This is a genomic window from Vibrio sp. D404a, assembly GCF_030248535.1.
Lineage (GTDB): Bacteria > Pseudomonadota > Gammaproteobacteria > Enterobacterales > Vibrionaceae > Vibrio.
In genome coordinates, this window is record NZ_JAHGAJ010000051.1 from 1 (window position 1) to 23,708 (window position 23,708).

Consider the following 23,708-nt stretch of genomic DNA (forward strand, 5'->3'; position numbering starts at 1 on the left):
GATCACATCATCAACCATCCCAATAGAGACTAGGCCAAACAAGGCGTGACGGGGCTTTATCAAAGGCTTGTTAATCAATAATCATCAATATTTATCTATATTCTGAAAATTTGTGGACACAATGTGGACATTAAAGTGTCCACACAGGGTGGTCATACTGCCTTTTTAGTGTCCACAGAAACCGCTTGTTTGATATTCACTAACGGGTTCTTTGTGACCACATCTTCTAGGTGATCTCGGGCGAGGTGTGCGTATCGCATGGTCTGCTTAATATCGCTATGACCAAGGATTCGTTGCAGGGCGATAATGTTGCCACCGTTCATCATGTAGTAAGACGCAAAAGTGTGACGCAGAACATGGGCCGCTTGCTGCTTTAGTCGCGGGACATTTCTCACAATGAATCGGTAAACGGTCGAATAGCCAATGCTAAACAATGGGCCAGAACCGTCCTTGTAAATCTCTTCGTAAAGTTCGGGGCTGATCGGCACCGAGCGATTCTTTTTACCCTTCGTTTGAGTGAACGTGACTTTGTATTTTGTGATTTGAGCGCCCGTTAGTCGGGATGCTTCGCGAAAGCGACCACCTGTAGCCAAACAAAGTTTAATAATCTTATGCATGTCATCATGGAATTCGTGTGCCTCTGCCTTTGTGATCAGGTTCTGCATTTCCTCAATGGTGAGAAATTCCATTTCAGGTTCATGCAGTTTGAATTGACGGACAGCTTTTAAAGGGTTTTCGCCTTTCCATTCTCCCATACGCTGCAGCTCTACAATCACAGCATTCAGCAGATCTTGTTCGTTGTTGCAAGTACAAAAAGACACTTCAACCTTTCGGCCATTCAAATCAGCCACTTCACCTGCAAGGCGGCGAGTGCGGTATTCAGTAAACATCGTTGCCGTGAGCTTATGATAAAGCGGGTCGCCTAACGCCAAGCCCATAACCTTCAACTTATTGTAAGTGTATTTGGAATGGGCAAGTGATTGGCCGTGGCGTTCTTGCCATAAGTCGATCATATCCAACAGGCTACGAGTTTGGCTTTTCTCACCTAACCATGGTTTATCGTCAGTTTCTTTTAAAACAAACTTCTCATAAGCAAGTGCTTCGCCTTTAGTCGCAAAGCGTTTTCTTACACGTTTACCATTGCGGCCATTCGGACGAACATCACATGTCCAAGGTTTCTTATTGCCGTCTTCCGTTTTACGTACAGACATAGCTAATTAAATTAGATCTTCTCTATTGTCTTAATTGTTACTTCTTCTTCATTTCCATAGCGACACGGCCTAGTACTTTTATGTCATCTTCAGAAACCTCAATTGTTGAAGCTCCAAAAGCAATTGCTAGCTTTTTACCAGGTAGTCTCTGTAAGTAATTAATTGATAGACGGCCATCAATGTCTATGAGGTAGTCACCTGCTACGGGATCTGTTGACTCTTTGTTTATGTAATAGATACCTGAGTCGTCCTCAATTACTTGAGTGAAAGACGGTTTTAGACCAAATCGGTCAAGCGTGACTAGATCTAATGCAGTTATTCCTGCTTCAACTAACGTCCCATCAACCAGATTGAATATTTGCATTTCTTGAGATGTAAGCGTACTCGATGCCCCGTCATCAAATGGTTCGCCTTCACCAAGAGCCATATATCGAACAGATGCACCAGTTGCTAGGTGTGTCCTAATAATTAGCTCCCAACCAGTTCGGTTATGAGTATGCCAAGTTGAGAATGTTGAGTTTGGCACGCCAAAGTAGTCACTCATTAACTCATAAGTCTTACATCCCGTAACTTTTTTTAGCTTTTCAGTAAACTCTCTGCCTTTTAGGTAGTCAAATGGCGGAACTTTTGCAGGGACTCTGCTCATTGGGTCAATTCCTTATAGCCAAAATGGCTTAAAACAGTAATCCAGATCAAATTTAGAAGATGATTTACGCAAAAGCCTAAATAAATCTTGCCTAATGAGTAAATCTGATCAAATAATTACTCAAACACCGATGATGGCTAATCAATCTCACTCAATCGCCATCAAATACACACAAACAAGTAGGATACCACTTATGGCAACTATTCAAATAGCGGTAGACGCACCTTTTTGTACTAAAAAAGAGTTTATCCGTCGCACTGGCTGGTCTTCATCTTCCTTAGACCGCGCTATCACTGCAGGTGAAATCCCAGTTCTAGAGAAGAAAGGCAGAAGCGGCAGCGTTCTTATCAACTTGGTCAAGCTTTACCAACGTGCAGCGGAGCAACAAGTATGAGCTCTGCTATCCCATCTAAAACCAAACTCACTCAGCAAAATGCAATGAGTGAGTCTTGGGAAGAAAACTACCCAAACAAATGTCCGCTTTGGCTGAATATCATCGGCTGGTCATTCGTTTTCGTTCCTTTCTTCTTTAAATGAGTATTGGTTATGGACGCAAATAACTCAATGTGTGTATTACGCGAACGCAAACAACAAACTTTTGATGCGGCTTGTTGTGATTTTGTCGTCAATCACGATGTTGAAGCGATAGCCCGTAAGTTAGAGCTAAGTGGCACGATGCTTCGCAACAAGCTGAATCCGAACCAACCGCATGTACTTAAGCCGGTTGAGTTGGCGTTAATCAGCCGCGTTTCTGGTGACTACTCAATCGTAAACACGTTATTTGCCAATGATGGTGTTGTAACCATTCCACTTCCAAAAGATGAAGACGAACTCAACTTGCTTGAAAGGGTTCTTCAGCTAAACGCCCACTCTGGTGAGCTTTCTAGCGATGCGTTAGCCATGTGCACCGCAGAGCGTTTACCGCGATCTACTAAACGCAAAACCTTAGCCAAGGCGCAAGCCGCTTTGGGCAATCTGGTTTTGCTTATCAATGACCTTGAACACCGCACCACAGGCCTGCAGCCACTAATGCAATTTGGCACAGATTTTCTGGCTAATGGTGCACCTATTCCAGGCTTAGCCTAAACAGCTTGAGCTCGATTAAGAGGATATGAACACCATGAGTCAGTTAGCCAGACAACAAGAAACGCAGCCCCAAGTACCGAGCGCAGCAGATAGTATTGCCGCGTGTAAGTCGCTTTTCGATAAAAGTGCAAAGCGTAGAAAGCTACGCGATATGTATAACGAAATGAGTGATCGTAGCCGTGGCTTAATTCTGATTGCAGGTGGTATGCCACCAAAAGATTACAGCCGCGAGTTTGATTCATTCGATGACCTTGAGTTGCAAAAAGTCCGTTCTGGCATGCAACTACTCAAAGAAATGGTGATGAAGTTCGACCGCAAAGTGGGTGATGTTCGCCGCCTAAAACATTCCGATATCAGCAAAGTTAATTAACAGCCTAGCCAGCCATTTGCCCCTGTAACAGGGGGCTTTTTTTTCGTCTTAGCGTAGGAGCATAGAAGATGAGTGAACTAGAACAAGCCAAAAAAGTATTGGCTCAAGCCGAAAACGTTTTAGAACAATCAACGCAAAATTTAGAAAAATCTCAGACATTTAATGAACTGATGGTGGAACAAAACCGCCGTCTTTCATTTGCGTTGTCTAGTCTGTTGCCAAGGCAATATGTAGTGACTCTTAACCCATATGAAGAGAAGCAATTTACTGAGTTAGCAAAAGCTATGAATTCAGGTTCGTTTGAAGTGATTGCCGAAGAACTAGCAGAGAACTTTAAGCAAAGAGAAGCCTTTGACATCGTTCACGCTATCAATGTGCTAGCAATGGCTAATACGGACATATTAAACATCAACACCCAATTCCGTGGCTGCAGCAATCTATTTATTGTCCGTGTTCGCCCACTGTCTGCAGTATCACCAGATGGAGATGAATACTCACTTTCACCAGTTACTTATCGTGAAGAAGTTAGCCTTGTTGATGGGTTCTATGAGGGTTGTCCAACAGGTGATTGCCCAATTCAACGCCTTTTAAGAATCGAAAGCGAAGTCACTGAGCAGATCATTGAAGCCCGTGAAGAAGCCGAAGCAAAAGCAGAGGTGACAGCATGAGCAATATCTACGAACAACTATTTAACCAGTCATTTGAACAGATTGCTGCACGCTTTGAAAAAAGCAGCATAGCGCAGCAAGAAGAAATCGTGATACAGCTTGATGCTATTGCTAAAAAGCTGACTCCTGTTCAAACCCACCGCCCACTAGAAGACGTTTTAGCCGACATCAAAGAAGCAATGCAGGGTGATCGTGCAAGCGTGTTCTTCGCTCACACCTATGTGAGCTGGTACCGCTCTTATCAAAACGAAAATGCCAAGCCACAGCTACACCATTGGTCACAGCTAGATATGAAAAACCGCAGCCTGTTTATTGAGATGCTGGCCTTGCGTGATCTTGGCCGCTGGGACGATGAAGCACTTTTTCAATTCGAACAGTACTGCTTGTCAGTGATTAGTAAGTAAGGGGCAAATCATGAGTTCTACCAACGGAAAAGTGCAACCTCGTGAGCTGTACCCAACGCCGCCAGAAGTTGTCGATGCACTTCTTGCTAAGTTGACGCTTCGCTCAACTGATAAGTTTTTAGAGCCTTGCTACGGTACAGGTGCGATCTTTGACAAGATTGAGTTGTCAGATAGCCAAAAGTCATTTGCTGAAATTGAAAGAGGTATTGATTACCTGACAACTGATTTCGGTACGCAAGATGTGATCATCACTAACCCTCCGTTTTCACTAACGGAGGAATTCATTCGCAAAAGCCTAAGTGAGTTAGCACCAGACGGCACAATGGCATACCTGCAGCGTGTGAATTACTTAGGTTCTAAAAAGCGCCTTCCTTTCTGGTTTGAAATCGGCTTTCCGCCTAAGTGCCCAATCATTGTGCCTCGCCCACGTTTTGTGGGTGGTGGTTCAGATTCGTGTGAATACGCCTGGTTCATTTGGGATAACGGCAACCGTTTCGATATGCCTCAAGGTTTGAGCCATATCGTGTCTGCAGGGCATGAGGTGGCAGCATGAAAAACAATAAAACAAATGCTAAAGCAATTGTGCTTGGTGATCGTTTCTTTTGCGGCTTTGGCAAAGGTGGCCGAGTTAAAACAGCATGGTCATTGGCTGGTGCAAAGCTTTTCTTGCCTGAAGGTGCAGACGACAAGTTGGAAGCGGTAACGACCAAACTGACAAGTAAAGGCACCAAGTTCGAAGTTCAATCAATCCAATTAGCTTGTTCCTAATGCCTCCTAAACCTGAATTCACGATTAAACAAAAACGTGCAGCCTCCATCGCTTGTCAGCAATGGGGGCATTTGCACGTTTATCCGCAAAAACCTAAAGCGGTAGAAGTTTTAGCAGAACGCCCAGTGTTTGATCGTGAACCGGAAGGAATGAGCGTTATTGAGCGTAACCTTTACGACATCAACCCAGATGACCATGCATGGCGCAAACAATACTTTGCTGAATTACCAGAGTACTTGGTTAAGTACTTTGCGACCCGTTACATCAATATTTTTAAGAAGAAAGGAAAAGGTGGCGGTCGAGCTGCGGCTAACATCTTCCTACGCGAGAGAATGAGCCCAGCGAGTGATCGCGTTCGCATGGTTCTTGCCAAATATAAAAAACTCCCAACCACTCAAAAGGTGGCTTTGCTAAGTGAACAACATGACGACACTGAGCAAAGCAACTTTTCACACCAAGCCAATTCAAAAGCTGAACAAATCCGTTTCGACTTCGACAAAGCCGAGAAAAATCGCAAGCCAGTAAAAAGCCGTATCTTGGCCGAGTTAGAACAAGATGAGCTAAAAGAAATGGCGTTTAAGCTTTCTTCAATAATCATTAGCTACCAAGCAACGCTTACTTCAACTATCGAGTGTGATACAGAAGAAGGCGAAAGCATGGCTGCTCTGATGGTTTACAGGCAGTGTGCAGATCTGATTGAAGACTTTGGCATAAAAGCACCAGGTGCGGGTAAGAAGCTAAAGCCAGATAACATCTTTCAGTTCATTTCAAAAATGCGCTGTGAAAAGTGGTGGTTTGGCCGTTTATCTAAGGCTCGAAAAATCATGCGTGAGCACCTAGCCATTTCAATGGGCCAAGTATCTTCAAAGGCTTCTCCTTATGCGTCTTGGGATTGCGTTCGTGAACACAAAGAACAGCAAAAGCGTAACTGGGAAGCGATTCAAAACATGAGCCTGTTTGATGAAGAAACAGGTGAAGAAGCTGATCTTGCCGATATGGTTTTGAAAAGCGTGTCTAACCCTGCCATTCGCCGTCATGAGTTAATGGTGCGTTGTCGTGGTTGCGAAGACATTGCCACTTCACTTGGTCTGCAAGGTTTGTTCTTAACTTTGACCACGCCTGCTCAATTCCATAATAGCTACAAGAAAGGTGGCTTTATTGGTCACTGGAACGGAGCAAGCCCACGCGATGCACAAGCGTACCTTAATAACGTATGGCAACGTATTCGCGCCAAGCTTGGCCGTGAAGAAATTCGTTGGTTTGGTGTTCGCGTAGCCGAGCCACACCATGATGGAACACCACACTGGCATTTGCTCCTATGGGTTAAACCAGAGGAAGTGTTACGCGTTACCGATATTTTCATTCGTTATGCTGTTAAAGCGGATATGCATGAGCTGCTACCGCAAAAGCAATGGCCGTCTGTTGATAGCTTTGTGCGTGTGAATAAATCAGTGAACCCCTTCAAGGTTTACTCAAAAGTGTATGCGGATAACTTCCCAGTGAAGATGAAACGCAACTGCCCAGAAGTTGTGATCCCAGATTCAGCGCAGCGCCTTCCTATTGCTGAAAAAACACTAACCACTTTAAACGTGGATTATTCAGCGCGTTGCGATGTGGGTTTTATCGACCCAGAGCAAGGCACGGCAACTGGCTACATTGCCAAATACATTTCTAAGAATATCGACGGTTTCGCAATGGATGATGAAGTGTCCGACGAAACTGGCAAGTTAGTAAAAGACATGGCGAAAAATGTTAGTGCTTGGAAAAGCCGCTGGAACATTCGCCAGTTCCAATTCTTTGGTGGCGCACCGGTTACCACTTACCGAGAGCTACGCCGCTTTGCCAATCAGAACAAAAAAGCGTTTATGGAATACCTCTTCATGCAAGAGCGTGTCGACCTACTCACTATCTACTCGATGCTACAGCGTGATTTAGTTGGGCCTATCAAACCTAGCAAGTTGATAACAAATAAAGAGTTAATGCAAGTGATCGGTGATAGCTATCAAGCAAGAGGTGATTCAAAGCAATCAAGTGTCGCAGGAACATTAGCAGCTGCTGATCATGGTAACTGGCAAGGTTACATCATGGGGCAAGGTGGCCCGTTCGTTAAGCGTGACGATTTGCTGATCGTGAACGTATATCAAGAGCTTCCTTTTGCCTCTCCACACGGCGAAACCGTTCGCAAGTTGGAAGGGTTCAAAACACCAGATGAAGTGGTTAAAACACGCCTCAAGGTCTGGACGATTAAGAAGAAATCCAAGGTTGACGAAGAAGCTGAAGCGGGGGCTCTTGCTCTTTCTGGAGCCTCTGGCTCCTCTCGGAGTTCTGTCAATAACTGTACGGAGCCCGAGAAAGTACAGGTCTGCGACCAGCTAACTAGGTTATTAGCTCCAAATGAAATGTTGGCGAATAGCCCACCAAATATTGATGAGTTTGCCTTAACTGCATTGCTAAAAGGCAGCTCACTAAAAGTAGATAACGAGACAAGTCTTCAAATCCGCCCTGCGGAGGTAGACGAACACGGCAATAAACGCCCAGCACAGCTTGTCGAAGTCAGCCGTGCACCTGCAGATGATCTGAAATGGATGGATTTTGAGGGTTGGGACCAACTATTCACCCAACCTGAACAAGTAAAAGATGAATACCAACAACCAGACCTTTCGTTCTTCCCTGAGTTGGAAAGCGACTGGCCGTTGGTGTAAGGGGCGTATATAGACAATCTACTTCTGCATTCAGTCTTCTCAACATACCGCTGCTTCTAGTTTTTTAGCAGCAAGTGTGAATGATGAAGTTCACAAAATAAGTAAATTCTAAACGCGACAGTAGGCAATTAAAAAAAGCGTTTGAAATTTGTTTAATTAACTGCTTTTTAATGTTTTTTTTCTAAATTTGGTGCTTGCATATGGTAACTAATTTTAATCGTTCGGAATGGCTCGTTTTTTGGTGTGTTCATGCTCTTATTAAACTGTTGACAGCTAAATCAAAATTGGCACTATGAATACATCATCCTTCCTCGCTCTCCCTTCTTGATTTTTTATTAAGCATAACTGCGGCATATCATAATTTTCTGATATCGCAATACCTTAAACGCAATCAACTATCTGATTTAAATGAGTATGTTAGCCCTTGCGGGATTTCAAACCTGTTATAGGTTATTGGATATCAAAAGTGATGACCTCGATTTAGGAAATTTTGGTGCTCAAGATATGCTGACAATGAAATGTAAGAAGTAGGAGAATGCAATGCCAAGCCCAGACCATAAAACAACTTATCAATACATCGTAGATCTTGAATTGGAAAAGCTAGCCAAAGCTCAATCATTAGAGGAGCAATTAGCAATAACAAATCATTTTAGATTGATACGCGATGCTATCTATCAACGAGAATTAGAGTCATTTCTTACAGCATACTAGACAGATTTGTTTGCTGGCTGCGGTGGTCTTACTGGGTTAACCACTTGTTGTGGTTAACCAAAAACTTACAGTAGATCTCACAGCCGAAAATCTGCGCTGGAATACTGTTTATATATACAGTATATTTCGTGTGTAAATTGTAAGGATATTGATATGTCTAAAGAAAAACAGTTATTTCAATCTGCACTCGACGTAATTATTGATGGTGTGGCTGTCAGTTCGGTGGGGGAAGGTAGACAGGAAGCTGGTGTGATCTTGTTGGAAGGGTTACTAACTAAATACGGTCATTTGGTAGACGATGAAAAACAAAAAGCCATCCGTTCAATCATTGGGATGGCTGCAGAAGTGGATAGTTCAATATTCAGGTTATAGCATGGAGAGTTGTTGTTTTAGCTCCGCTCTATGTTCTGGTGCTAGCGCTTTTACCATATTGAAGGCGAGCTGCGAGGTGGTTTTAGCACTAGGGCTAAGTGAATGGCTAAAAGACAAATTCATCACAAACGAGTGACCACATTCAGGGTCACTGCAAGAGCAATATAAATCTGCGTACTTAGCACTTATTCTGTTTGATTTCTGGATGCGGCTTTTTTCACCGCATTCAGGGCAAAACACTCTCATAACAATGACCTAGCTGAACTGACTGACAGTTCAATATTAAGCCATGAACTGTGTTTTTGTACAGCTTTATGCAGTTGTTCCCGTATCGGTATCAAACTTTAAATGGAGTCGTTTAGGGATCTCTGGGTCGCTATTCACTTCATCCATAATCAGTTCACATACTGGAATGATTTCATCTTTAGCGTATTCACTGCCAATCTTAATCGGGTCGCCTAAACTGGTGGTACCTTGAGGGATGATCCCTGCTTTACCTACCGGGAAGCGATGGCCCACTAGAATATCTTGGGCGGTAATATTCTTAATTCGCTCAAATTCGTCCTTAGTGGCAATGTCGCCCACGGGGATTAACTGAATACCTTTCTCTTTGCCGTTTGGAATGTTCACAAACATACTGCGGAAATTACCTACGCCCTTGGAGCTGGCAATGGTTTCCTTCATCTTCTTTTCGTCTTCTTCACTTAGGTTCGGGTCAGAAGCGTAGAAGATAAAGCCCATGTGAGCCCCGTTCTTGTAGTAACGGCGACGAAATAGAGTGGCATCTTTATTTAGTAAGCTGCTCTGAATGCTGCCTAAGTAATCGGGTAACCCATAAACTTGTTGCTGCGGGTCGTACTGAGGTAAGAAGATCACATCTTCTTTGCGGTATTCTCGTTGTTGGTTGTCTCGCTCTAAAATAACAATGTTGCCGTTTTTGCGCCTACGTAAATACATGCCAGGTAACGGGTGCAAACGTACTACACGTTTAAAGCCATCACGGATTTTTAAGAAAGCGCCATCACCAAAGGTGAAGTAGTCGCGGCAAAAAGCTTGAATATGCCTGCGGCGAGTTGAGCCCCCTTGTTGGAATCGACCAACCACATAGTTGGCTCGGGCAATCAACAAAGAGCCATGATATGCGTTAGCTCGGGCAATATCGGCTAATCCAGTGCGCGAAATTGGCGGTTCCCAATAGTTATCGGAATCGTTGTAAAACAAATCTGAGTAGGAAGTCATCCAACTATTAGAGTCGATAGCTTCGGGTGCTGAGTCGATGTGGTAGACCGACTCGGGTGCTTGTTCTTCTTGTTTGACTAAAGTTTCTGTTTGCTCGGTCATGCTGCGGTTGCCCAAGTTGATTTAGTTGGTGTTGAGTGGTCTAGCGGCTCATTGGCGACGGCGTGAGAGATAGCCCAGAATGCATCGGCATGGCCTGTGGTCTGGCTGCGCTCTGCCTTGAATGTCATGGCGTTACCGCTGGCCGTTGGTACTCGCTTAATCGCCATAAATGCCATAGCAATATCTTTATGTTCGGCATCAAATTGAAGTCGGTTGGCTTCTACAACGTCGATCATCTTCATCACTAGGCGGTTTTTTTGTTCGTTGCTGTAGTGGATTGCGTGAGCCTCACGCGGGTATTTCTTAGAAATTAAATCCCAAACACCGCCACCAATGCCCGTGGTATCGACGCCAATGTAAGTGACTTTATAACGCTGAAATACTTTTTCGATTTCTGAAACGTGATACTGGAAGTTGAGCCCTTTCCAATAATGCTTTTCCAATACACGGAATTTTTCACCGGCTACGGCAGGCGGTGCCACAACCACCAAGCAGGCATTGTCTCGGGTTCGGGATGGGTCATAACCTAACCAAACCTCTCGATGGGCAAAGGGTTGTTTATTGTTTGGTTTGAAGTCTTGCCAGTGCGCCGCGTCTACCATGCCTTTTTCAAGGTCAGAGAACTTGAAGACAGAAAGCGAACCATCGACAAACACACACATAAACAGGTTGTTGAAGTCGTCTTGGCTGTATTCTTCTCGCAGTTCGTCAATGTCGAATAGGTCACAACCACCATTAGCGGCATCTTCAATGGTGACAACATAACGCCACTGCTTATCGTCGCAGAGTCGGCCACCATCGCGATATTCTTCAAAGGTTGGAAATTCAATCTTGGCGCGAGACTCTTTGCCTTTTCGCCATTGGTCGCCCGTCCAAAATGGGTAAGCCTGGTGCATTTTTGAAGACGGTGTAGAAAAGTAGGTTTTACGCCACTTCTTATGTGTCGCCATTGCTGAAGCGAGTTTGTTTAGCTCATCAAACTTAGGTATCCAAAAATATTCATCAACATAAACATGGCCGTGGTAGCTCTGGGCTGTTTTGCTATTGGTTGATAGGAAGCGTAGTTCTGCGCCGTTAGAAAGAATGATCGGGTTGCCGGTTAACTCGATGTCTAAAAACTCTTTACCAATGGCAATGATATAGCTGCGGAAAACTTCCGCTTGAGCTCGAGAAGCAGAAAGGAATATTTGGTTATCGCCCGTTAGAATTGCATCTTCTAACGCTTCACCACTGAAATAGTAAGTCGCACCGATTTGGCGTGATTTAAGAATGTTGCGAATACGCTGCTTAATGTTGTTACGCATGACATGCTGATATTCGAACAGCGATTCATGCCAGCGTTTAAAGTCTTCTTCGGCCAGGTGCTCAATGCTGTTTTTCTTACGGCTCTTTTTGCGATTGCTGTTACCGCCACGGCCTTGGTTGGCTGGTTCATAACCATTAGCCTTCGAGCTGCCTTGCGAGAGCATGCGTTCTGCTTTGGCTTTTGCATCGGCATTCGCTTTTAGCAACTTAACGTGATGGTCTATGAGCTTATCCATCTCTTTAAGCTGCTGATCGGTTTTCTCGTCCTTATCAATTAACACGGCCAAACGGCGGTTAATCATTTCCTCTACAGATAGTTCGTTCAACAACAAAGCCCAGCCGAATTTCTCCGCCCAGGTATAAATGATGCGGTCACTATTTAGGTTAAGTTGCGCCGCTATTTCCTTTGGAGGTACCCCGCGTAAATAAAGCTTTTTCGCGGCCTCTTTTATTTCGTCTGAATATGCCATAGCTGCATCATACGCCCCGAAAACTCTCAAATGACTAAGCAGAATTCGGATGAATTCGGATTTAGCCAAAATCCGAATTTCTAGGAATTGAAGTGGCTGAAAGCAGTCAGTCAAAGGCGTATTGTTTGCCGTGACCGAGATTCATTTGACGTAATTAACCAGGCAAACGACAAACATGAGCAAAACCAGTGATTGGAATATTGTTGCAACTGAAGGCGCTACCGTAGACGGTCGTCAGATTAGCGCAGCACAAATTAAAGAGATGGGTGAGTCGTATTCGCCTGAACTTTATGCCGCATTAATTTGGCCTGAACACTCTCGCTCTCATTGGAACGTATTCGAAGGTAATAACTGGGGTGAAGTGCCGGAAGTTAAAGCCGAAAAACGTGCAGGTAAGTTGCGATTACTTGCCAAAATTACGCCCAATGAGCTCTTACTCTCCGCTAACAAAAAAGGTCAGAAGCTCTATACCTCTATCGAGATGCACCCAGATTTCCAAGGAACGGGGCGAGCTTACCTGATTGGCCTAGCTGTGACTGACTCCCCAGCCTCAACGGGCACAACTCGCCTAAAGTTCTCTCGCCAAGCGGGTGAAACTCAAGAGATTGAAACCGATTCATTGGAGCAAATAGACCTTAGCGAGTTTTACTCTGTCAATCCGTTAGCGCAAGCATTTGCGACCATCGCAAGCTATTTCCAGTCTGGTGGGGAACTGCCAGAAACACCAACTGAACAGCCAGAACCAGAGGAAACGGAAGTGACCGAAGAACAATTAAAAGCAGCACTAAAAGAGCAATTTGGTGTGCTTAAAGAAGATTTAAAAACTGAGCTGAAAAATGAACTCAAACAAGAGTTTGGTCAGCAAATCCCAGAAACACCAGAACCGGAACAAAAACCGGAAGGTGCAACAGTCGAGCAGTTCTCTGCTGCAGTAAATTCGGCTCTTGTGCCACTGATGGAAAAAGTTTCCGGCCTTGAAACCCAGTTCAACGCCCTTTCGAAAGAAGTACCTGGTCAAGAGCCTCAAGGCGAAGGTGCGGCGGAAGACACAAGCCACTTTTTGTAAGGAGCAATAGTAAATGCAATTAACTCAAACCGCTCGTGCATTACTGGAAGAATACTGTGCAAAACAGTGTGAAGTATTTTCTCGCCCTGATGTGAGTAAGCAATTCGCTATTTCGGGCCCAGTTGAAACGGCGCTAAAAAACAAGCTGATGGAATCTGTTGATTTCCTCAAGCTGATCACGGTTGAAGATGTAGACCAAATTTCAGGCCAAGTTGTTGATGTTGGTACCAACAAGCTCCATACAGGCCGTAAAAAAGGCGGTCGTCATACCACATCAAGTAGTGTTGATGGCAATACCTACACCTTAGTCGAAACCGACTCTTGTGCGGTTGTTACGTGGGATTTGTTAAGCGTTTGGGCGAACTCCGGTAAGCCTGGCGAATTCATGAAGCGCCTAAACGAAAACGCAACGCTGAATTTCGCGCAAGACATTATTCGTGTTGGCTTCAACGGTACTTCGGTAGCTGAAACAACTGATCCAGCGAATAACCCAAATGGTGAAGACGTTAACAAAGGCTGGCAGCAGCTAGTGAAAGAAAAATCACCAGACCAAATCATTGATGTAGACATTTATCTAGATCCTGATGGCGGTGGTGATTACACCAACTTAGATGCAATGGCGTCTGACCTAATTAACACCAAGATTCATCCAGCTTTACGAAGCGACCCGAATTTAATTGTGTTGGTTGGTGCTGATCTTCTTTCATTCGAACAGGCGCGTTTATATGACGCAGCAACTACGCCAACAGAGAAGAAGGCAGCACAACAATTGCCTAACTCTATTGCTGGTCGTCGTGCAATGTCGCCTCCGTTCTTCCCTGGTATGCGAATGACAGTCACCACGCTGAAAAACTTGCATGTATACACGCAGAAAAACACGCGTCACCGCAAGTCTGAACATGTAGAAGACCGCAAGCAGCATGAAAACTCATACCTACGTAATGAAGGTTATGCGGTGGGTGATCATGAAGGTTACGCAAGCTTCAATGAAGCGAAAGTGCACTTCGGTGCGACACCTGCAGGATAAGGGTAAATGACTATGCGCTTATCTCCTGGCATGAGAGACAACCTAGCGAAGAAAGCAGCGAGAGAGCAGAAAGCTTTTAATGTTAGCCCTGCGGCTGACACTGATAGTTTGCACATCAAGCTGATTGACTTCGAAGAAGACCGAAAGCATTTGCGCTCTTTCAATGCGATTGCTGATCGTGTCGAGCATAAGCGCAATGTCTTGGTCCCGAAATACAAGCCGTATGTTCAAAGCTACTTAGAAAGCGGTGAGCAGTTCGAAAACCCAATCTTTACCAACTTGGTGATCTGGCTATTCGATATTAAAGAGCTGGATACCGCGATTGAGTGGTGTATGACGGCAATCGAACGTGACTTGCCAACGCCAGAGAACTTCCGCCGTGACTGGCCGACATTTTGTGCTGATGAAGTACTGGCTTGGGCCGAAAGCGAGTCTGAACGTGGTAACTCGATTGAACCTTACTTCTCCAATGTGTTTGAGAAGATCGAAAAAGATTGGCGTTTACACGAAAAGGTTCACGCCAAGTGGTTCAAGTTTGCAGGCTTATACCTGATTCGAAATGAAGAAGGCCAACCGCAAGCGACAGCAATTGGCAACTTGGAAACGTTGGAAAAGGCTTTGGATCTGCTTCAACACGCCCACGATAAGCACAGCAAAGTGGGTGTAGGTACCCAAATCAAGAAAATTGAACAACGAATTCGTGCCATTAAAGACGGCAAGAATCTGTAAAGACTCCTACGCCACCGCGCCTCGGCTGGTGAGGTAAGAGAAGCCAATAGGCAAACTCGATACCGTCGACCCAGTGGCAAGAGGCGCACTTATTTACTTACGTTGAAAAACAAGGGAATCGTGATGAGCTTTGGTGGAAAAGTTAACAGTGCAGCCAATACCGCCATACCTGGTGAAGGTTGGCCGGATTTATCAACCGATGAATTCCGCAAGCTGCGCCGTATTCCCCATACGTTTGACAACGATTCTATGGCTGCAGCCGTGACCATTGCAGCTTTGAATACTCAGCAGCGACTTGAAAGCCTGCTAGTTGATGGCAATCCGCCTGTGCTGAGTGCCGCTAAAACGGCGGTATATAAACGCGCGGTTTATGGTTTGGCCCACGCTGACTTATTGCCAGAGTTCGCCACGCAAGACCGCCGCAAAGAAGGTGAAAGCGTAGCGACAGATGAATCAGAACAAGAGGCACGCTTTGTCACCCAAAGCAATCAAGATGTGCGTTTGTTACTTGGCCGTAGTGCCAATGGGATTGCTTCGATATGAGCGAAACAGCTTACAACAAAACTAAGCTGGAGCACTTAACGGATTACATCGTTAGCCACCTGAACAGCAATGTGCTTGATAACAAAATTGATGCTTGGCAAGAAAACGGCTCGATAGTGCCAAGCGGTGAAGACCGTGGAAACGATGGCTATATCGCCTGTTATTGGAAATACAACGCGGTGGTGTCGGTAGAGGAGTTTCCTCACCAGTTATTAGACCCACGTTGTTTGTTAGCTCTGGTTGCCTGTTGGTTAAGCGACCATGAAGAAGACCGAAACGAACAAGAGCTCGAAGACCCAACACTTTCGGTTGATGTGATTAGCAGTGAGCTGGCTGATGTGAGCATAGAGCTTGAGTTGATGGAGCCTATCGAGTTGGTACCAGATTCAGAAGCCGGAATGATTACCTGGCGCGGAATTAAATACCGAGTTCAAGCCGTAGAGATTTACACCGCAGAAGAAGCGGAGTTGGTGAATGAAACCAACGATTAGTGCGAATAAAAGGGATGTGCTCAACATGCAAGAAAAGCTTGCCATGTTAGCACTGCCACCAAAGAAGCGAGTTTGGATACTGAAAACCCTTGGCCGTTGGGAAAAGACCAATACACGCAAACGCATTCAGCAACAGAAAGATATTCACGGGCAAGCATTAGAGCCTAAAAAAGGGAAGAAGCGCGGCAAAGTGATGCGCCGTATGGCGAAAGGGTTAACCCCTTATGTAAGAAACGCCAACATGCTCGACCTAACTTGGAGCAACAAGCTCACCGCAAGAATTGCAGCTAGGCATCACGTTGGTCAAAAGCAAAAAATGACCAAGCGCCAAATGCAAAAGCGATGGGGAACACCAGACTATTCCGCGGCTTGCTCTAAAGGGCAAGCGCGAATGCTAAGGGAACTGGGTTACACGGTACCGAGAAAAAGCGGCAAAGGACGGAAAAAGCCAAGTCTTCGTCTATTGATGGAAACCGTTACCCATGGGCAAGCAGGGCAAATTATCCGGGAGCTGAGCAATCAGCCCAATGTCACCGCTTGGGATATCCCATTAGCAGAACGCCAGATATTAGGCAGTAACGAACGCGAAGTAACCCGCCAACTCATAAAGATCTTTGAGCAGGCCAAGACGCGAACATAAGCGAGGAAATAACCAATGGCAACCGGAAAGGTAGAGGTAAACAACCTCAATTTAGGGCAAGGTGGGATTCCAGAGATTGAACGCCACCTGCTCTACATCGGGCGAACGGATAAAGCTGAACTGCAAGGCAAAGTTACCCGTGTAAACAACATGACCAACCTTGATGAAGTGGTGGCTGATGATGCGCTAGGCGCAAACGTCAAAGCCGCACAACTCAATGGCAAACAAAACTGGACGGGTGCCATCTTCGGTTTGGCTGACGGTGACTCTTGGAAAGACGCTGTAGATACTGCCAACCTTACCGACTCTTTCGAAGGTATTTGTATTGTTGACGTTGTGGCCGACAAAGCCGAGTTCACAACGATGCAAGACAAAGCAACAGAGTTAACGAGCAAACTTGGTCGTTGGGTGTTCTTCCTTGCTGCGTGTGCTGGTATTGATGCAGATGCCCAAACGTGGTCGGACTATGAAACCGCCATGCTAGCCCTAGTGAAAGATGTGGCAGCAAACATGGTAACGCCAGTGCCAATGCTTAACGGCAATAATGTCGGTGTGCTTGGTGGTCGCTTATGTGATCGCGCTGTCACCGTAGCCGATAGCCCAATGCGAGTCGCAACGGGAAGCCTATTAGGTCTTGGTGAAATGCCAGTGGATAGCGCAGGTAAACCACTTGAAATGAGCACTATTTCAGCGCTAGCAGATGCGCTTTATTCACTGCCCCAGTGGTACGCCGATATGGAAGGCGTTTACTGGACAGACGCCACCACGCTGGAAGCGAAAGGCGGAGACTATCAATACCTTGAATATGTTCGCCCCGTTCATAAGCTAAATCGCCGCGTTCGAATTAAAGCGATTCGTCGTATTGCTGACCGCATTCTTAATTCAACACCACCAAGTATCGAGCTCAACCGCACTTACTTCAGTAAAGACATGCGCGATATGTCGAAGACCACTGAGATTGGCGGCATTCCGTTCCCTGGTGAAATCATGCCACCACGCGATGAAGATGTGTCAATTCAGTGGATGAGCAAAACCAAAGTAAACATTGGCTTAATGGTTCGTCCTCACAACTGCCCGAAACACATTGTGGTCAACATTGGGCTTGATCTCTCTAACCCTGCAGATTCGGAGGCGTAACCAATGAGCATGCGTATTTCTGGCAAGAACATGCACTTTTCAATGGGCGACTACAAGCTAAAAGCGCAAAAAGTCACCCTGTCTATTACCGACAATTCAGCCGTGAATAAAACCTCTGGTGTGCCAGATGGCTGGGTAGATGGCGACGTAGAAGCAAGCGGTGAAATGGAGCTCACTACTCAACAGTTTAACCAGTTGAGCAAAGCTGCAAGCCAAGCGGGTTCATGGCGTGGGTTGCCTGACTTCGATGCCCTTTTCTTCGGCAAGATTGATAAAGATGAGCTGAAAGTAGAAGCCTTTGGTTGTCGAATCAAAATCTCTGATTTGCTCGATGTTGATTCTAATGGTGGCAGCGCATTGGTTCACAAACTGCCGTTTGAAGTGACAAGCCCAGACTTTGTGAAGATCAACGGCACATCATATCTGCGCTCGGACGAAACCGAAGACTTGGTGCAGTAATAAGGGGGCGTGATGTCTGATGTTATCGACCATGCCAGTGGCCTTGAAACCCAATTCACAGAAGTGGCGCTTGCCAACCAACTGGCAAGGGCTAAGCGAATTGAACAACGGGAAAGCGCACAGGAATGCGGCGAATGTGGCGACCCAATACACGAAGAACGCCGCCAAAAAGTACCAGGGTGCCAATACTGCACCCAGTGCCAAAGCAACATAGAGAGATTTAAGCGATGAAGCATTTGGTTTTAAAGCGCCGTTACTTTCCCCACGGTACCTATTCAACGTTACACCGTGCCGATGGTAGTCAGGTTTGTTGTGTTGTTGAGCGACCTTGGCAGAACAACGCGCCATCTAAGTCCTGTATTCCAGAAGGTAGCTACACGCTTTTTCCTCATAAATCGCCAAAGTTTGGTGAGTGCTATGCATTGGAAAGCAAAGACCTTGGTGTGACTCGACAAGGGCCAAGCCTACGAACTCATATTTTGATTCACAAAGCGAATTCGCCTAAGCAGCTTCAAGGTTGTTTGGCGCCTGGTGTGGATTTTGGTTTTGTGGGTGGTGAATGGGCAGTAATGAACTCAACCGCTGCATTTAACAACTTGATGGCAGAGCTTGGCGGAGAGCCAGCAAGCCTAACAATTCTAAAGGACTGATTGATATGTGGGAAAAAGTGAAATCACTTATTGGTTCGGCTGCACCATTGGTTGGCACCTTAATTGGTGGCCCAGCAGGGGGCGCGGTAGGTGGATTAGTTGCTAATGCCCTTGATGTTGAAAATACGCCCGAAGCTATTGAACAGGCATTAGTCAATGACACTGAAGCATTGTTCAAACTGCGTCAATTGGAGAAAGAGCACGAGCAAGAGCTTAAACGTGTCTCCATTGAAGAAGGCCGCTTAGCTTTGGAAGCCAAACGAGCCAATTTAGCAGATACGCAGCATGCACGTGAGCAGCATAAAGATCACTGGATGCCAAGCCTTTTAGCTTTGTTGCTTTGTGCCATGGTTGCTGGAATGTTTGCCGCTTTGTTCTTCGGTGAACCATCGAAAGAGTATGCCCAAGTGCTGATCATGATTTCCGGTACCGTGCTAGGTGCGTTTGGTACAGGGGTGGCTTTTTGGTTGGGTAGCAGCAAAGGCAGTGCGGACAAAAGTAAAAAACTGAATTTGCAAGGGGGCTAGATGGAAGATTGGCGCGTGTTGCTGGGATTGGGAGGCTTCCTGTTAACGCTGATCGGTTTTGTGTACACCCGCGCTGAGAAATCCGCAGCAACAACCCGAGATCTCGAACAGCGGACTCACAAAAACGAGCTGGCAATTGCCAACCAACGAGCGGATGTTGCAGAAAAATATGCCACCAAGCATGAGCTACGGGAAGCCGTAGACGATTTGAAAGATTCAATTAATGGACGGTTCGACCGTTTGGAAAACAAGTTAGATAAAGAGCGAGAAGTAGCATGACAAAATCAATTGTTTTAATCGTTGGCACGACAGACCTTGAATTCAACCCAACGCCAGCTGAATACGACGAAGCACAAAACACCATCTTGCAAGGTGATGCGAGCAGCGCAGCACATAACTTCTTGATGAGCAGCGTTAGTGAAGGTTCAAAAGATGCACTGCGTGAAATTACTAAGCAGAACCCAGGTGCAGCAACGCAGATTTACGGTGCCGTTCTTAAAGAGTACGCGCCTAAGCTTTCCATCTCGGTAAAAAAATAGATGGGCTTGTCGCTGCCATTGATAGTAGCGACAGGCAAAAAATGTATGCGTGGCGGCGAAAGTGGCTACCCAATGAGCCGGACACTGATCAGAACCTAGCTTATGCGATTTGGTTAGAGAAGAACCATTGGGAAAACATGCAAGCCGTTACCGCTAGCGGTGTAGCCAAAGCCTTTGGCGGTTAACCACTAAGCTTCAGTTCGCAAAGTAAGTAGAGAATTGTTGATGTTACCAGAAGCACTCAGATTTCAAGTTGGATTAATTGACCAGATTTCAAAACCTCTGGGCAATATTCAACGACAAATGACCGATGTCACCAACACCTATCGTCAAGGTACTCATACCATGATGGCAGGTGCGGCAGGCATGGTGGGTGCAGGCTTCGCATTACAACAAGCCTTGATGCCTGCCATTGAAATGGATAGGGCATTAGGTGAGGTTAAATCTCTGGGTGTTGCTGATGAGCAGCTGAAGCAGCTAAGTGACACGGCACTTGAATTTGCAGTGGACTATGGCAAGTCAGCCTCAGATTTTGTGGCAGCTTCCTATGATATTCAATCCGCTATTTCTGGGTTAGGAGGCAACGAGCTTTCTGAGTTTACCCGTGCGTCTGGGGTGCTTGCTGCAGCGACTAAAGCGGATACCTCAACCATTACCAACTATGTCGGCACCATGTACGGCATTTTCCAAAATTCCGCCAACGAAATGGGTAAGGCGGACTGGGTAAATATGTTGGGTGGTCAAACTGCGAAAGCGGTTCAGATGTTTAAGACCACGGGTGATGGCATGTCATCGGCGTTCACCTCGGTAGGTGCTGCGGCAACCTCTGTTGGTGTCGGTATGACTGAGCAAATGGCGATTCTTGGTACTTTGCAGTCCACCATGAGTGGTAGTGAAGCGGGTACCAAATATCGTGCGTTCTTAGCGGGTACGGCCAAAGCTCAAGAAGCCTTGAATATGCAGTTCACGAATGCTCAAGGTCAAATGCTGCCAATCGTCGATATCTTGAATCAAATCAAGGGCCGTTATGGTGAAACCATTTCGGTAGCGGAAGCGGCAGAGCTCAGTAAAGCGTTTGGTACTCAAGAAGCTACAGCCATGATCCAACTTCTGATGCAAAACACTGATGGGCTCGCCACTTCAATAAATGAGCTCGGCAAAGTCAAAGGGCTTGATGTTGCTGAGCAAATGGCGGGAGCCATGACCGACCAATGGGAGCGGTTAGAGCAAGGCGTTTTTGCCATAAGTGCTGCTTTTGGTTCCGTGCTTCTACCTGCCATCTTGCCTGTTGTTGGCGGCATGGCTGAAGGAGCTACCGCAATTGTTCAATGGACGCAGATGTTCCCGAACCTCACTAAATACATTGGCTTTGCAGCAATAGCGATTTTAGGTGCTGCGGCAGCAGGCGGTGCATTTACCTTGATGATGGGTGTGGGTAAGCAAGCAATGGCAACTTACATGCTCACCATGAAGATGTTCACGGGAGTGAGTTTCTTATTAACCAAGGGCATGGCAGCACTACGTGTGGCCGTGTTAGCAGCCAACATTGCGATAGCGGCTAACCCAATCATTTTGGTCGTTGGTGCAGTGGTAGCGGCAATCGCAGCAGTAGGGGCATTGATTTACTACTGGGATGATCTCAAAGCTTCATTTGGTGACACAACGTGGTTCCAGGTACTTGAAGGAGCAATCACGTTAATCACCCTGCCATTTAAGGCCATGTTCGAGTTTGTTAAAGCTGGTTGGCAGTGGGTGATGAGTGGCTTTACCGATACAAGTGGCTTTGCCTTCATTGGGCAAATGGTGTCGTGGTTGAAAGGCGGGTTTGAGAGCCTAGTGTTGGGTTGGCACATGTTTACAGCGGAAATGGCTGATATATGGTGGTTTACCGCAATTTCTAGTGCGGTAGAACTGGTGACATTGCCATTTCAAACCCTATTCAACTTCCTATCGGCTGGTTGGCAATGGGTAATGAGTGGTTTTACCGATACCAGCGGCTTTGCCTTTATTGGGCAAATGGCTGACTCGATGCGCAACATCTTTGGGAGCGTATTTAGTTGGTTCACTGACAAGTTGGCAGGTATCTGGGAAACCATGAAAGGGCTGATTGACTGGATACCAGGTTTTGGCAGTGATGATGAAACGGCTTCGGTTCAATCTGAGTCGGTAAAACGCGCGACACCTCAAGCACAAATTCAGCCAGGTGGCGCGGCCAAGAGCATTGCTAGCTACCAAACGAGCTCAACCAATTACGGTGGTGTGGCAATTTATCCGACCTACATGAATAGCCCACAAGACATGGCAAGTGAATTAGAAATGGCGGCAGGCTAATGGCAGATTTTAAATACCAAGATTTGCTCATTGAAAACGGTGACGTGGTGCTTGATGCAGGTCGTAACCCTGTATTGATTCAAGACAGAGCAGTGATCGCCCAAGACATCAAACACGCCATTATCGAGAGTAACTTAGCCGTGTATCTGATTGCAGAGCGCAGTCCGTCGAAAAAGGCGGATGCTCGGACACAACTAGAACTCTTGGTTGAAGAGGATGTGCGGTTGGTACCAGGCACAGTGCGTATTGACGAAGTTAATGACGGTTTAATCTACATTTTTGCAGAAACCCTTGAGTTTGGCGAAGTAAGCGCAGAGGTGAACCTTGACTGATATACCTAAACCAGATTTTACCGAACTTGCTAAAAAAGCAGGCTTGCCTCTTGATGAAGACCAATGGAAAACGGTGCTGAAAGAAGAAGCAGAGAAACAAGGTAGCATCATCGCTAATGACTCTAAGTACTCACCGTTTTGGCGTTTGATTGAAACCATGGTGATCAGCCCAACAGTGTGGCTTATCAATACGTTTTTGGTTGGGTATGTTCTGCCGAATATGTTTGTTGCTACGGCAGTGGGCAAATGGCTCGACTTATGGGCTTGGCAGTTCAACGTACAACGCAAACCTGCAACGAAAGCATTAGGGCAAATAGTGTTTCATCGAGCTGCATCAAAGGGACCGGCTATTGTCGTACCTAAAGGGACATTTATTCAAACTGACCCTATTAACGGCACGGTTTATCGAGTGGTGTTAAAAGAAGATACCACGCTGCCTGAAAATGAGCTGTCGGTTATTGGCGAAGTGGAAGCAGAGCATGAAGGTGCGGCCTATAACCTGGGTGAGGGCTACTACCACATTTTTGCTACTGCAGTATCAGGTATCGGACAAGTAGTTAACTCAGCTGATTGGCTTATTGAAGCCGGAGCCGACGAAGAGAGTGATGATCAGCTTCGAGTTCGTATCCGCAACCAGTTCAGCGGTGTGGCAAAGTGGCATATAGACGCAGCTTATCGTTCATTACTCATGCTACGAGCGGGTATCAACAGTGAAAATGTTTACTTTGAGCATAATGCCCCACGCGGTGCGGGTTCAGCCAATGCATTCATTTTACTGGACTCGGGCGAACCTTCTTCTCAAATGCTCAGTGACTTAAACAATCATATAAATCGTGATGGCAACCACGGTCATGGTGATGACCTTCTTGTGTATGCGATGCCAGGTAACTTGATTGATGTGACATGTAAAGCGTGGGTTGGTCGAGTGTTAACAGGAGCTGAAAGGCAAGACCTAGAAACGAATATCGGCCTATTCATTGGTTCAGCATTTAGGCAGAACACGGACTACAAGGCGACGAAAACTAAACCATCATCGCGCTTTAGTTTTTCTAAATTGGCGCAAGAGCTTCACGGCCAGTTCCCTGAACTTGAGTCAATTGAATTCGATAATGTTGATATTGCTAATGGTATGGAAGTACCTCGCATTAGTAGCTTGGGGGTGACCATTGCAACTGCCTGAATT

The 23,708-nt window shown here is 45.9% G+C and carries 33 protein-coding genes; 28 read left to right on the plus strand and 5 right to left on the minus strand.

Annotation, left to right across the window (positions count from 1 at the left end; translation table 11 throughout):
- Positions 1-152: 152 nt before the first annotated feature.
- On the minus strand, positions 153-1,211 hold the full coding sequence (locus KI655_RS23430) for a tyrosine-type recombinase/integrase (protein WP_285409092.1): 1,059 nt from the start codon (positions 1,209-1,211) through the stop codon (positions 153-155).
- A 37-nt stretch (positions 1,212-1,248) separates the two neighbouring features.
- The gene (locus KI655_RS23435; RefSeq protein WP_285409094.1) at positions 1,249-1,857 is read right to left on the minus strand and encodes a phage repressor protein CI; all 609 of its coding nucleotides are present in this window, start codon (positions 1,855-1,857) and stop codon (positions 1,249-1,251) included.
- Positions 1,858-2,050: 193 nt separating this feature from the next.
- Between KI655_RS23435 and KI655_RS23440 the strand changes: the two genes are divergently transcribed.
- From KI655_RS23440 to KI655_RS23490, 11 genes are all read left to right on the plus strand, one after another.
- On the plus strand, positions 2,051-2,251 hold the full coding sequence (locus tag KI655_RS23440) for a hypothetical protein (RefSeq protein ID WP_032552218.1): 201 nt from the start codon (positions 2,051-2,053) through the stop codon (positions 2,249-2,251).
- Complete coding sequence (locus KI655_RS23445; protein WP_198593826.1) at positions 2,248-2,394, plus strand: hypothetical protein; 147 nt, start codon at positions 2,248-2,250, stop codon at positions 2,392-2,394. Before KI655_RS23440 ends, KI655_RS23445 begins: the two co-directional genes overlap by 4 nt.
- A 9-nt stretch (positions 2,395-2,403) precedes the next feature.
- Complete coding sequence (locus KI655_RS23450; protein WP_032551919.1) at positions 2,404-2,943, plus strand: phage regulatory CII family protein; 540 nt, start codon at positions 2,404-2,406, stop codon at positions 2,941-2,943.
- Between the two features lie 34 nt (positions 2,944-2,977).
- Positions 2,978-3,313 carry a hypothetical protein gene (locus tag KI655_RS23455; RefSeq protein ID WP_032552219.1) on the plus strand — a complete coding sequence of 112 codons (336 nt, stop codon included), beginning with the start codon at positions 2,978-2,980 and terminating at the stop codon, positions 3,311-3,313.
- A 68-nt stretch (positions 3,314-3,381) separates the two neighbouring features.
- Complete coding sequence (locus KI655_RS23460) at positions 3,382-3,981, plus strand: hypothetical protein (protein WP_285409096.1); 600 nt, start codon at positions 3,382-3,384, stop codon at positions 3,979-3,981.
- Positions 3,978-4,385, plus strand: coding sequence for a hypothetical protein (locus tag KI655_RS23465; RefSeq protein WP_285409097.1), 408 nt, complete (start codon positions 3,978-3,980; stop codon positions 4,383-4,385). Before KI655_RS23460 ends, KI655_RS23465 begins: the two co-directional genes overlap by 4 nt.
- A gap of 10 nt (positions 4,386-4,395) precedes the next feature.
- Entirely contained in the window at positions 4,396-4,938 is a 543-nt protein-coding gene (locus KI655_RS23470) for a DNA methyltransferase (RefSeq protein ID WP_285409098.1), read from the plus strand.
- Positions 4,935-5,153 (plus strand): hypothetical protein, encoded by a 219-nt coding sequence (locus KI655_RS23475; RefSeq protein ID WP_285409099.1) that lies wholly within the window; start codon positions 4,935-4,937, stop codon positions 5,151-5,153. Before KI655_RS23470 ends, KI655_RS23475 begins: the two co-directional genes overlap by 4 nt.
- Positions 5,153-7,855, plus strand: a complete 2,703-nt coding sequence (locus KI655_RS23480; protein ID WP_285409101.1) for a replication endonuclease — start codon at positions 5,153-5,155, stop codon at positions 7,853-7,855. Before KI655_RS23475 ends, KI655_RS23480 begins: the two co-directional genes overlap by 1 nt.
- 540 nt (positions 7,856-8,395) lie before the next feature.
- Positions 8,396-8,566 carry a hypothetical protein gene (locus KI655_RS23485; protein ID WP_285409102.1) on the plus strand — a complete coding sequence of 57 codons (171 nt, stop codon included), beginning with the start codon at positions 8,396-8,398 and terminating at the stop codon, positions 8,564-8,566.
- Between the two features lie 153 nt (positions 8,567-8,719).
- Positions 8,720-8,938 carry a hypothetical protein gene (locus KI655_RS23490; RefSeq protein WP_285409103.1) on the plus strand — a complete coding sequence of 73 codons (219 nt, stop codon included), beginning with the start codon at positions 8,720-8,722 and terminating at the stop codon, positions 8,936-8,938.
- Here the strand turns inward: KI655_RS23490 and KI655_RS23495 are convergent.
- The 3 genes from KI655_RS23495 to KI655_RS23505 form a co-directional block, all read right to left on the minus strand.
- A complete protein-coding gene (locus tag KI655_RS23495) occupies positions 8,933-9,184 on the minus strand; it encodes an ogr/Delta-like zinc finger family protein (protein WP_285409104.1) in 252 nt (83 codons plus the stop codon). The genes KI655_RS23490 and KI655_RS23495 overlap by 6 nt on opposite strands.
- Before the next feature lie 66 nt (positions 9,185-9,250).
- The gene (locus KI655_RS23500) at positions 9,251-10,279 is read right to left on the minus strand and encodes a phage portal protein (RefSeq protein WP_032551931.1); all 1,029 of its coding nucleotides are present in this window, start codon (positions 10,277-10,279) and stop codon (positions 9,251-9,253) included.
- Positions 10,276-12,054, minus strand: a complete 1,779-nt coding sequence (locus KI655_RS23505) for a terminase large subunit domain-containing protein (RefSeq protein WP_285409106.1) — start codon at positions 12,052-12,054, stop codon at positions 10,276-10,278. Before KI655_RS23505 ends, KI655_RS23500 begins: the two co-directional genes overlap by 4 nt.
- A 175-nt stretch (positions 12,055-12,229) precedes the next feature.
- On the opposite strand from KI655_RS23505, the gene KI655_RS23510 reads away from it, so the two are divergent.
- The 17 genes from KI655_RS23510 to KI655_RS23590 all read left to right on the plus strand — a co-directional run bounded on the left by KI655_RS23510 (position 12,230) and on the right by KI655_RS23590 (position 23,705).
- Complete coding sequence (locus tag KI655_RS23510) at positions 12,230-13,120, plus strand: GPO family capsid scaffolding protein (RefSeq protein WP_285409108.1); 891 nt, start codon at positions 12,230-12,232, stop codon at positions 13,118-13,120.
- A gap of 13 nt (positions 13,121-13,133) precedes the next feature.
- Positions 13,134-14,147, plus strand: coding sequence for a phage major capsid protein, P2 family (locus KI655_RS23515; RefSeq protein ID WP_285409109.1), 1,014 nt, complete (start codon positions 13,134-13,136; stop codon positions 14,145-14,147).
- Between the two features lie 12 nt (positions 14,148-14,159).
- On the plus strand, positions 14,160-14,876 hold the full coding sequence (gpM, locus tag KI655_RS23520; protein ID WP_285409111.1) for a phage terminase small subunit: 717 nt from the start codon (positions 14,160-14,162) through the stop codon (positions 14,874-14,876).
- Between the two features lie 123 nt (positions 14,877-14,999).
- Positions 15,000-15,419, plus strand: a complete 420-nt coding sequence (locus tag KI655_RS23525; RefSeq protein ID WP_285409112.1) for a head completion/stabilization protein — start codon at positions 15,000-15,002, stop codon at positions 15,417-15,419.
- A complete protein-coding gene (locus KI655_RS23530) occupies positions 15,416-15,910 on the plus strand; it encodes a phage tail protein (protein ID WP_285409114.1) in 495 nt (164 codons plus the stop codon). The genes KI655_RS23525 and KI655_RS23530 overlap by 4 nt, the downstream gene beginning before the upstream one ends.
- Positions 15,894-16,550 carry a virion morphogenesis protein gene (locus tag KI655_RS23535; protein ID WP_285409115.1) on the plus strand — a complete coding sequence of 219 codons (657 nt, stop codon included), beginning with the start codon at positions 15,894-15,896 and terminating at the stop codon, positions 16,548-16,550. The genes KI655_RS23530 and KI655_RS23535 overlap by 17 nt, the downstream gene beginning before the upstream one ends.
- A gap of 15 nt (positions 16,551-16,565) precedes the next feature.
- A complete protein-coding gene (locus KI655_RS23540) occupies positions 16,566-17,687 on the plus strand; it encodes a DUF2586 domain-containing protein (protein WP_285409116.1) in 1,122 nt (373 codons plus the stop codon).
- Between the two features lie 3 nt (positions 17,688-17,690).
- A complete protein-coding gene (locus tag KI655_RS23545; RefSeq protein ID WP_102363524.1) occupies positions 17,691-18,146 on the plus strand; it encodes a phage protein in 456 nt (151 codons plus the stop codon).
- Positions 18,147-18,158: 12 nt separating this feature from the next.
- Complete coding sequence (locus KI655_RS23550; RefSeq protein WP_285409118.1) at positions 18,159-18,377, plus strand: TraR/DksA C4-type zinc finger protein; 219 nt, start codon at positions 18,159-18,161, stop codon at positions 18,375-18,377.
- A complete protein-coding gene (locus tag KI655_RS23555; RefSeq protein ID WP_016791734.1) occupies positions 18,374-18,796 on the plus strand; it encodes a DUF5675 family protein in 423 nt (140 codons plus the stop codon). Before KI655_RS23550 ends, KI655_RS23555 begins: the two co-directional genes overlap by 4 nt.
- Positions 18,797-18,801: 5 nt before the next feature.
- Positions 18,802-19,323 carry a hypothetical protein gene (locus KI655_RS23560; protein WP_285409119.1) on the plus strand — a complete coding sequence of 174 codons (522 nt, stop codon included), beginning with the start codon at positions 18,802-18,804 and terminating at the stop codon, positions 19,321-19,323.
- Positions 19,324-19,602 (plus strand): hypothetical protein, encoded by a 279-nt coding sequence (locus KI655_RS23565; RefSeq protein WP_016791732.1) that lies wholly within the window; start codon positions 19,324-19,326, stop codon positions 19,600-19,602.
- Positions 19,599-19,862, plus strand: coding sequence for a putative phage tail assembly chaperone (locus tag KI655_RS23570; protein ID WP_285409121.1), 264 nt, complete (start codon positions 19,599-19,601; stop codon positions 19,860-19,862). The genes KI655_RS23565 and KI655_RS23570 overlap by 4 nt, the downstream gene beginning before the upstream one ends.
- A 41-nt stretch (positions 19,863-19,903) precedes the next feature.
- Positions 19,904-20,047, plus strand: coding sequence for a hypothetical protein (locus tag KI655_RS23575; RefSeq protein ID WP_167332346.1), 144 nt, complete (start codon positions 19,904-19,906; stop codon positions 20,045-20,047).
- A gap of 40 nt (positions 20,048-20,087) precedes the next feature.
- Positions 20,088-22,193 (plus strand): phage tail tape measure protein, encoded by a 2,106-nt coding sequence (locus tag KI655_RS23580; protein WP_285409122.1) that lies wholly within the window; start codon positions 20,088-20,090, stop codon positions 22,191-22,193.
- A complete protein-coding gene (locus KI655_RS23585) occupies positions 22,193-22,525 on the plus strand; it encodes a DUF2590 family protein (protein ID WP_285409124.1) in 333 nt (110 codons plus the stop codon). The genes KI655_RS23580 and KI655_RS23585 overlap by 1 nt, the downstream gene beginning before the upstream one ends.
- The gene (locus KI655_RS23590; protein WP_285409126.1) at positions 22,518-23,705 is read left to right on the plus strand and encodes a baseplate J/gp47 family protein; all 1,188 of its coding nucleotides are present in this window, start codon (positions 22,518-22,520) and stop codon (positions 23,703-23,705) included. Before KI655_RS23585 ends, KI655_RS23590 begins: the two co-directional genes overlap by 8 nt.
- The last annotated feature ends 3 nt before the right edge of the window (positions 23,706-23,708 follow it).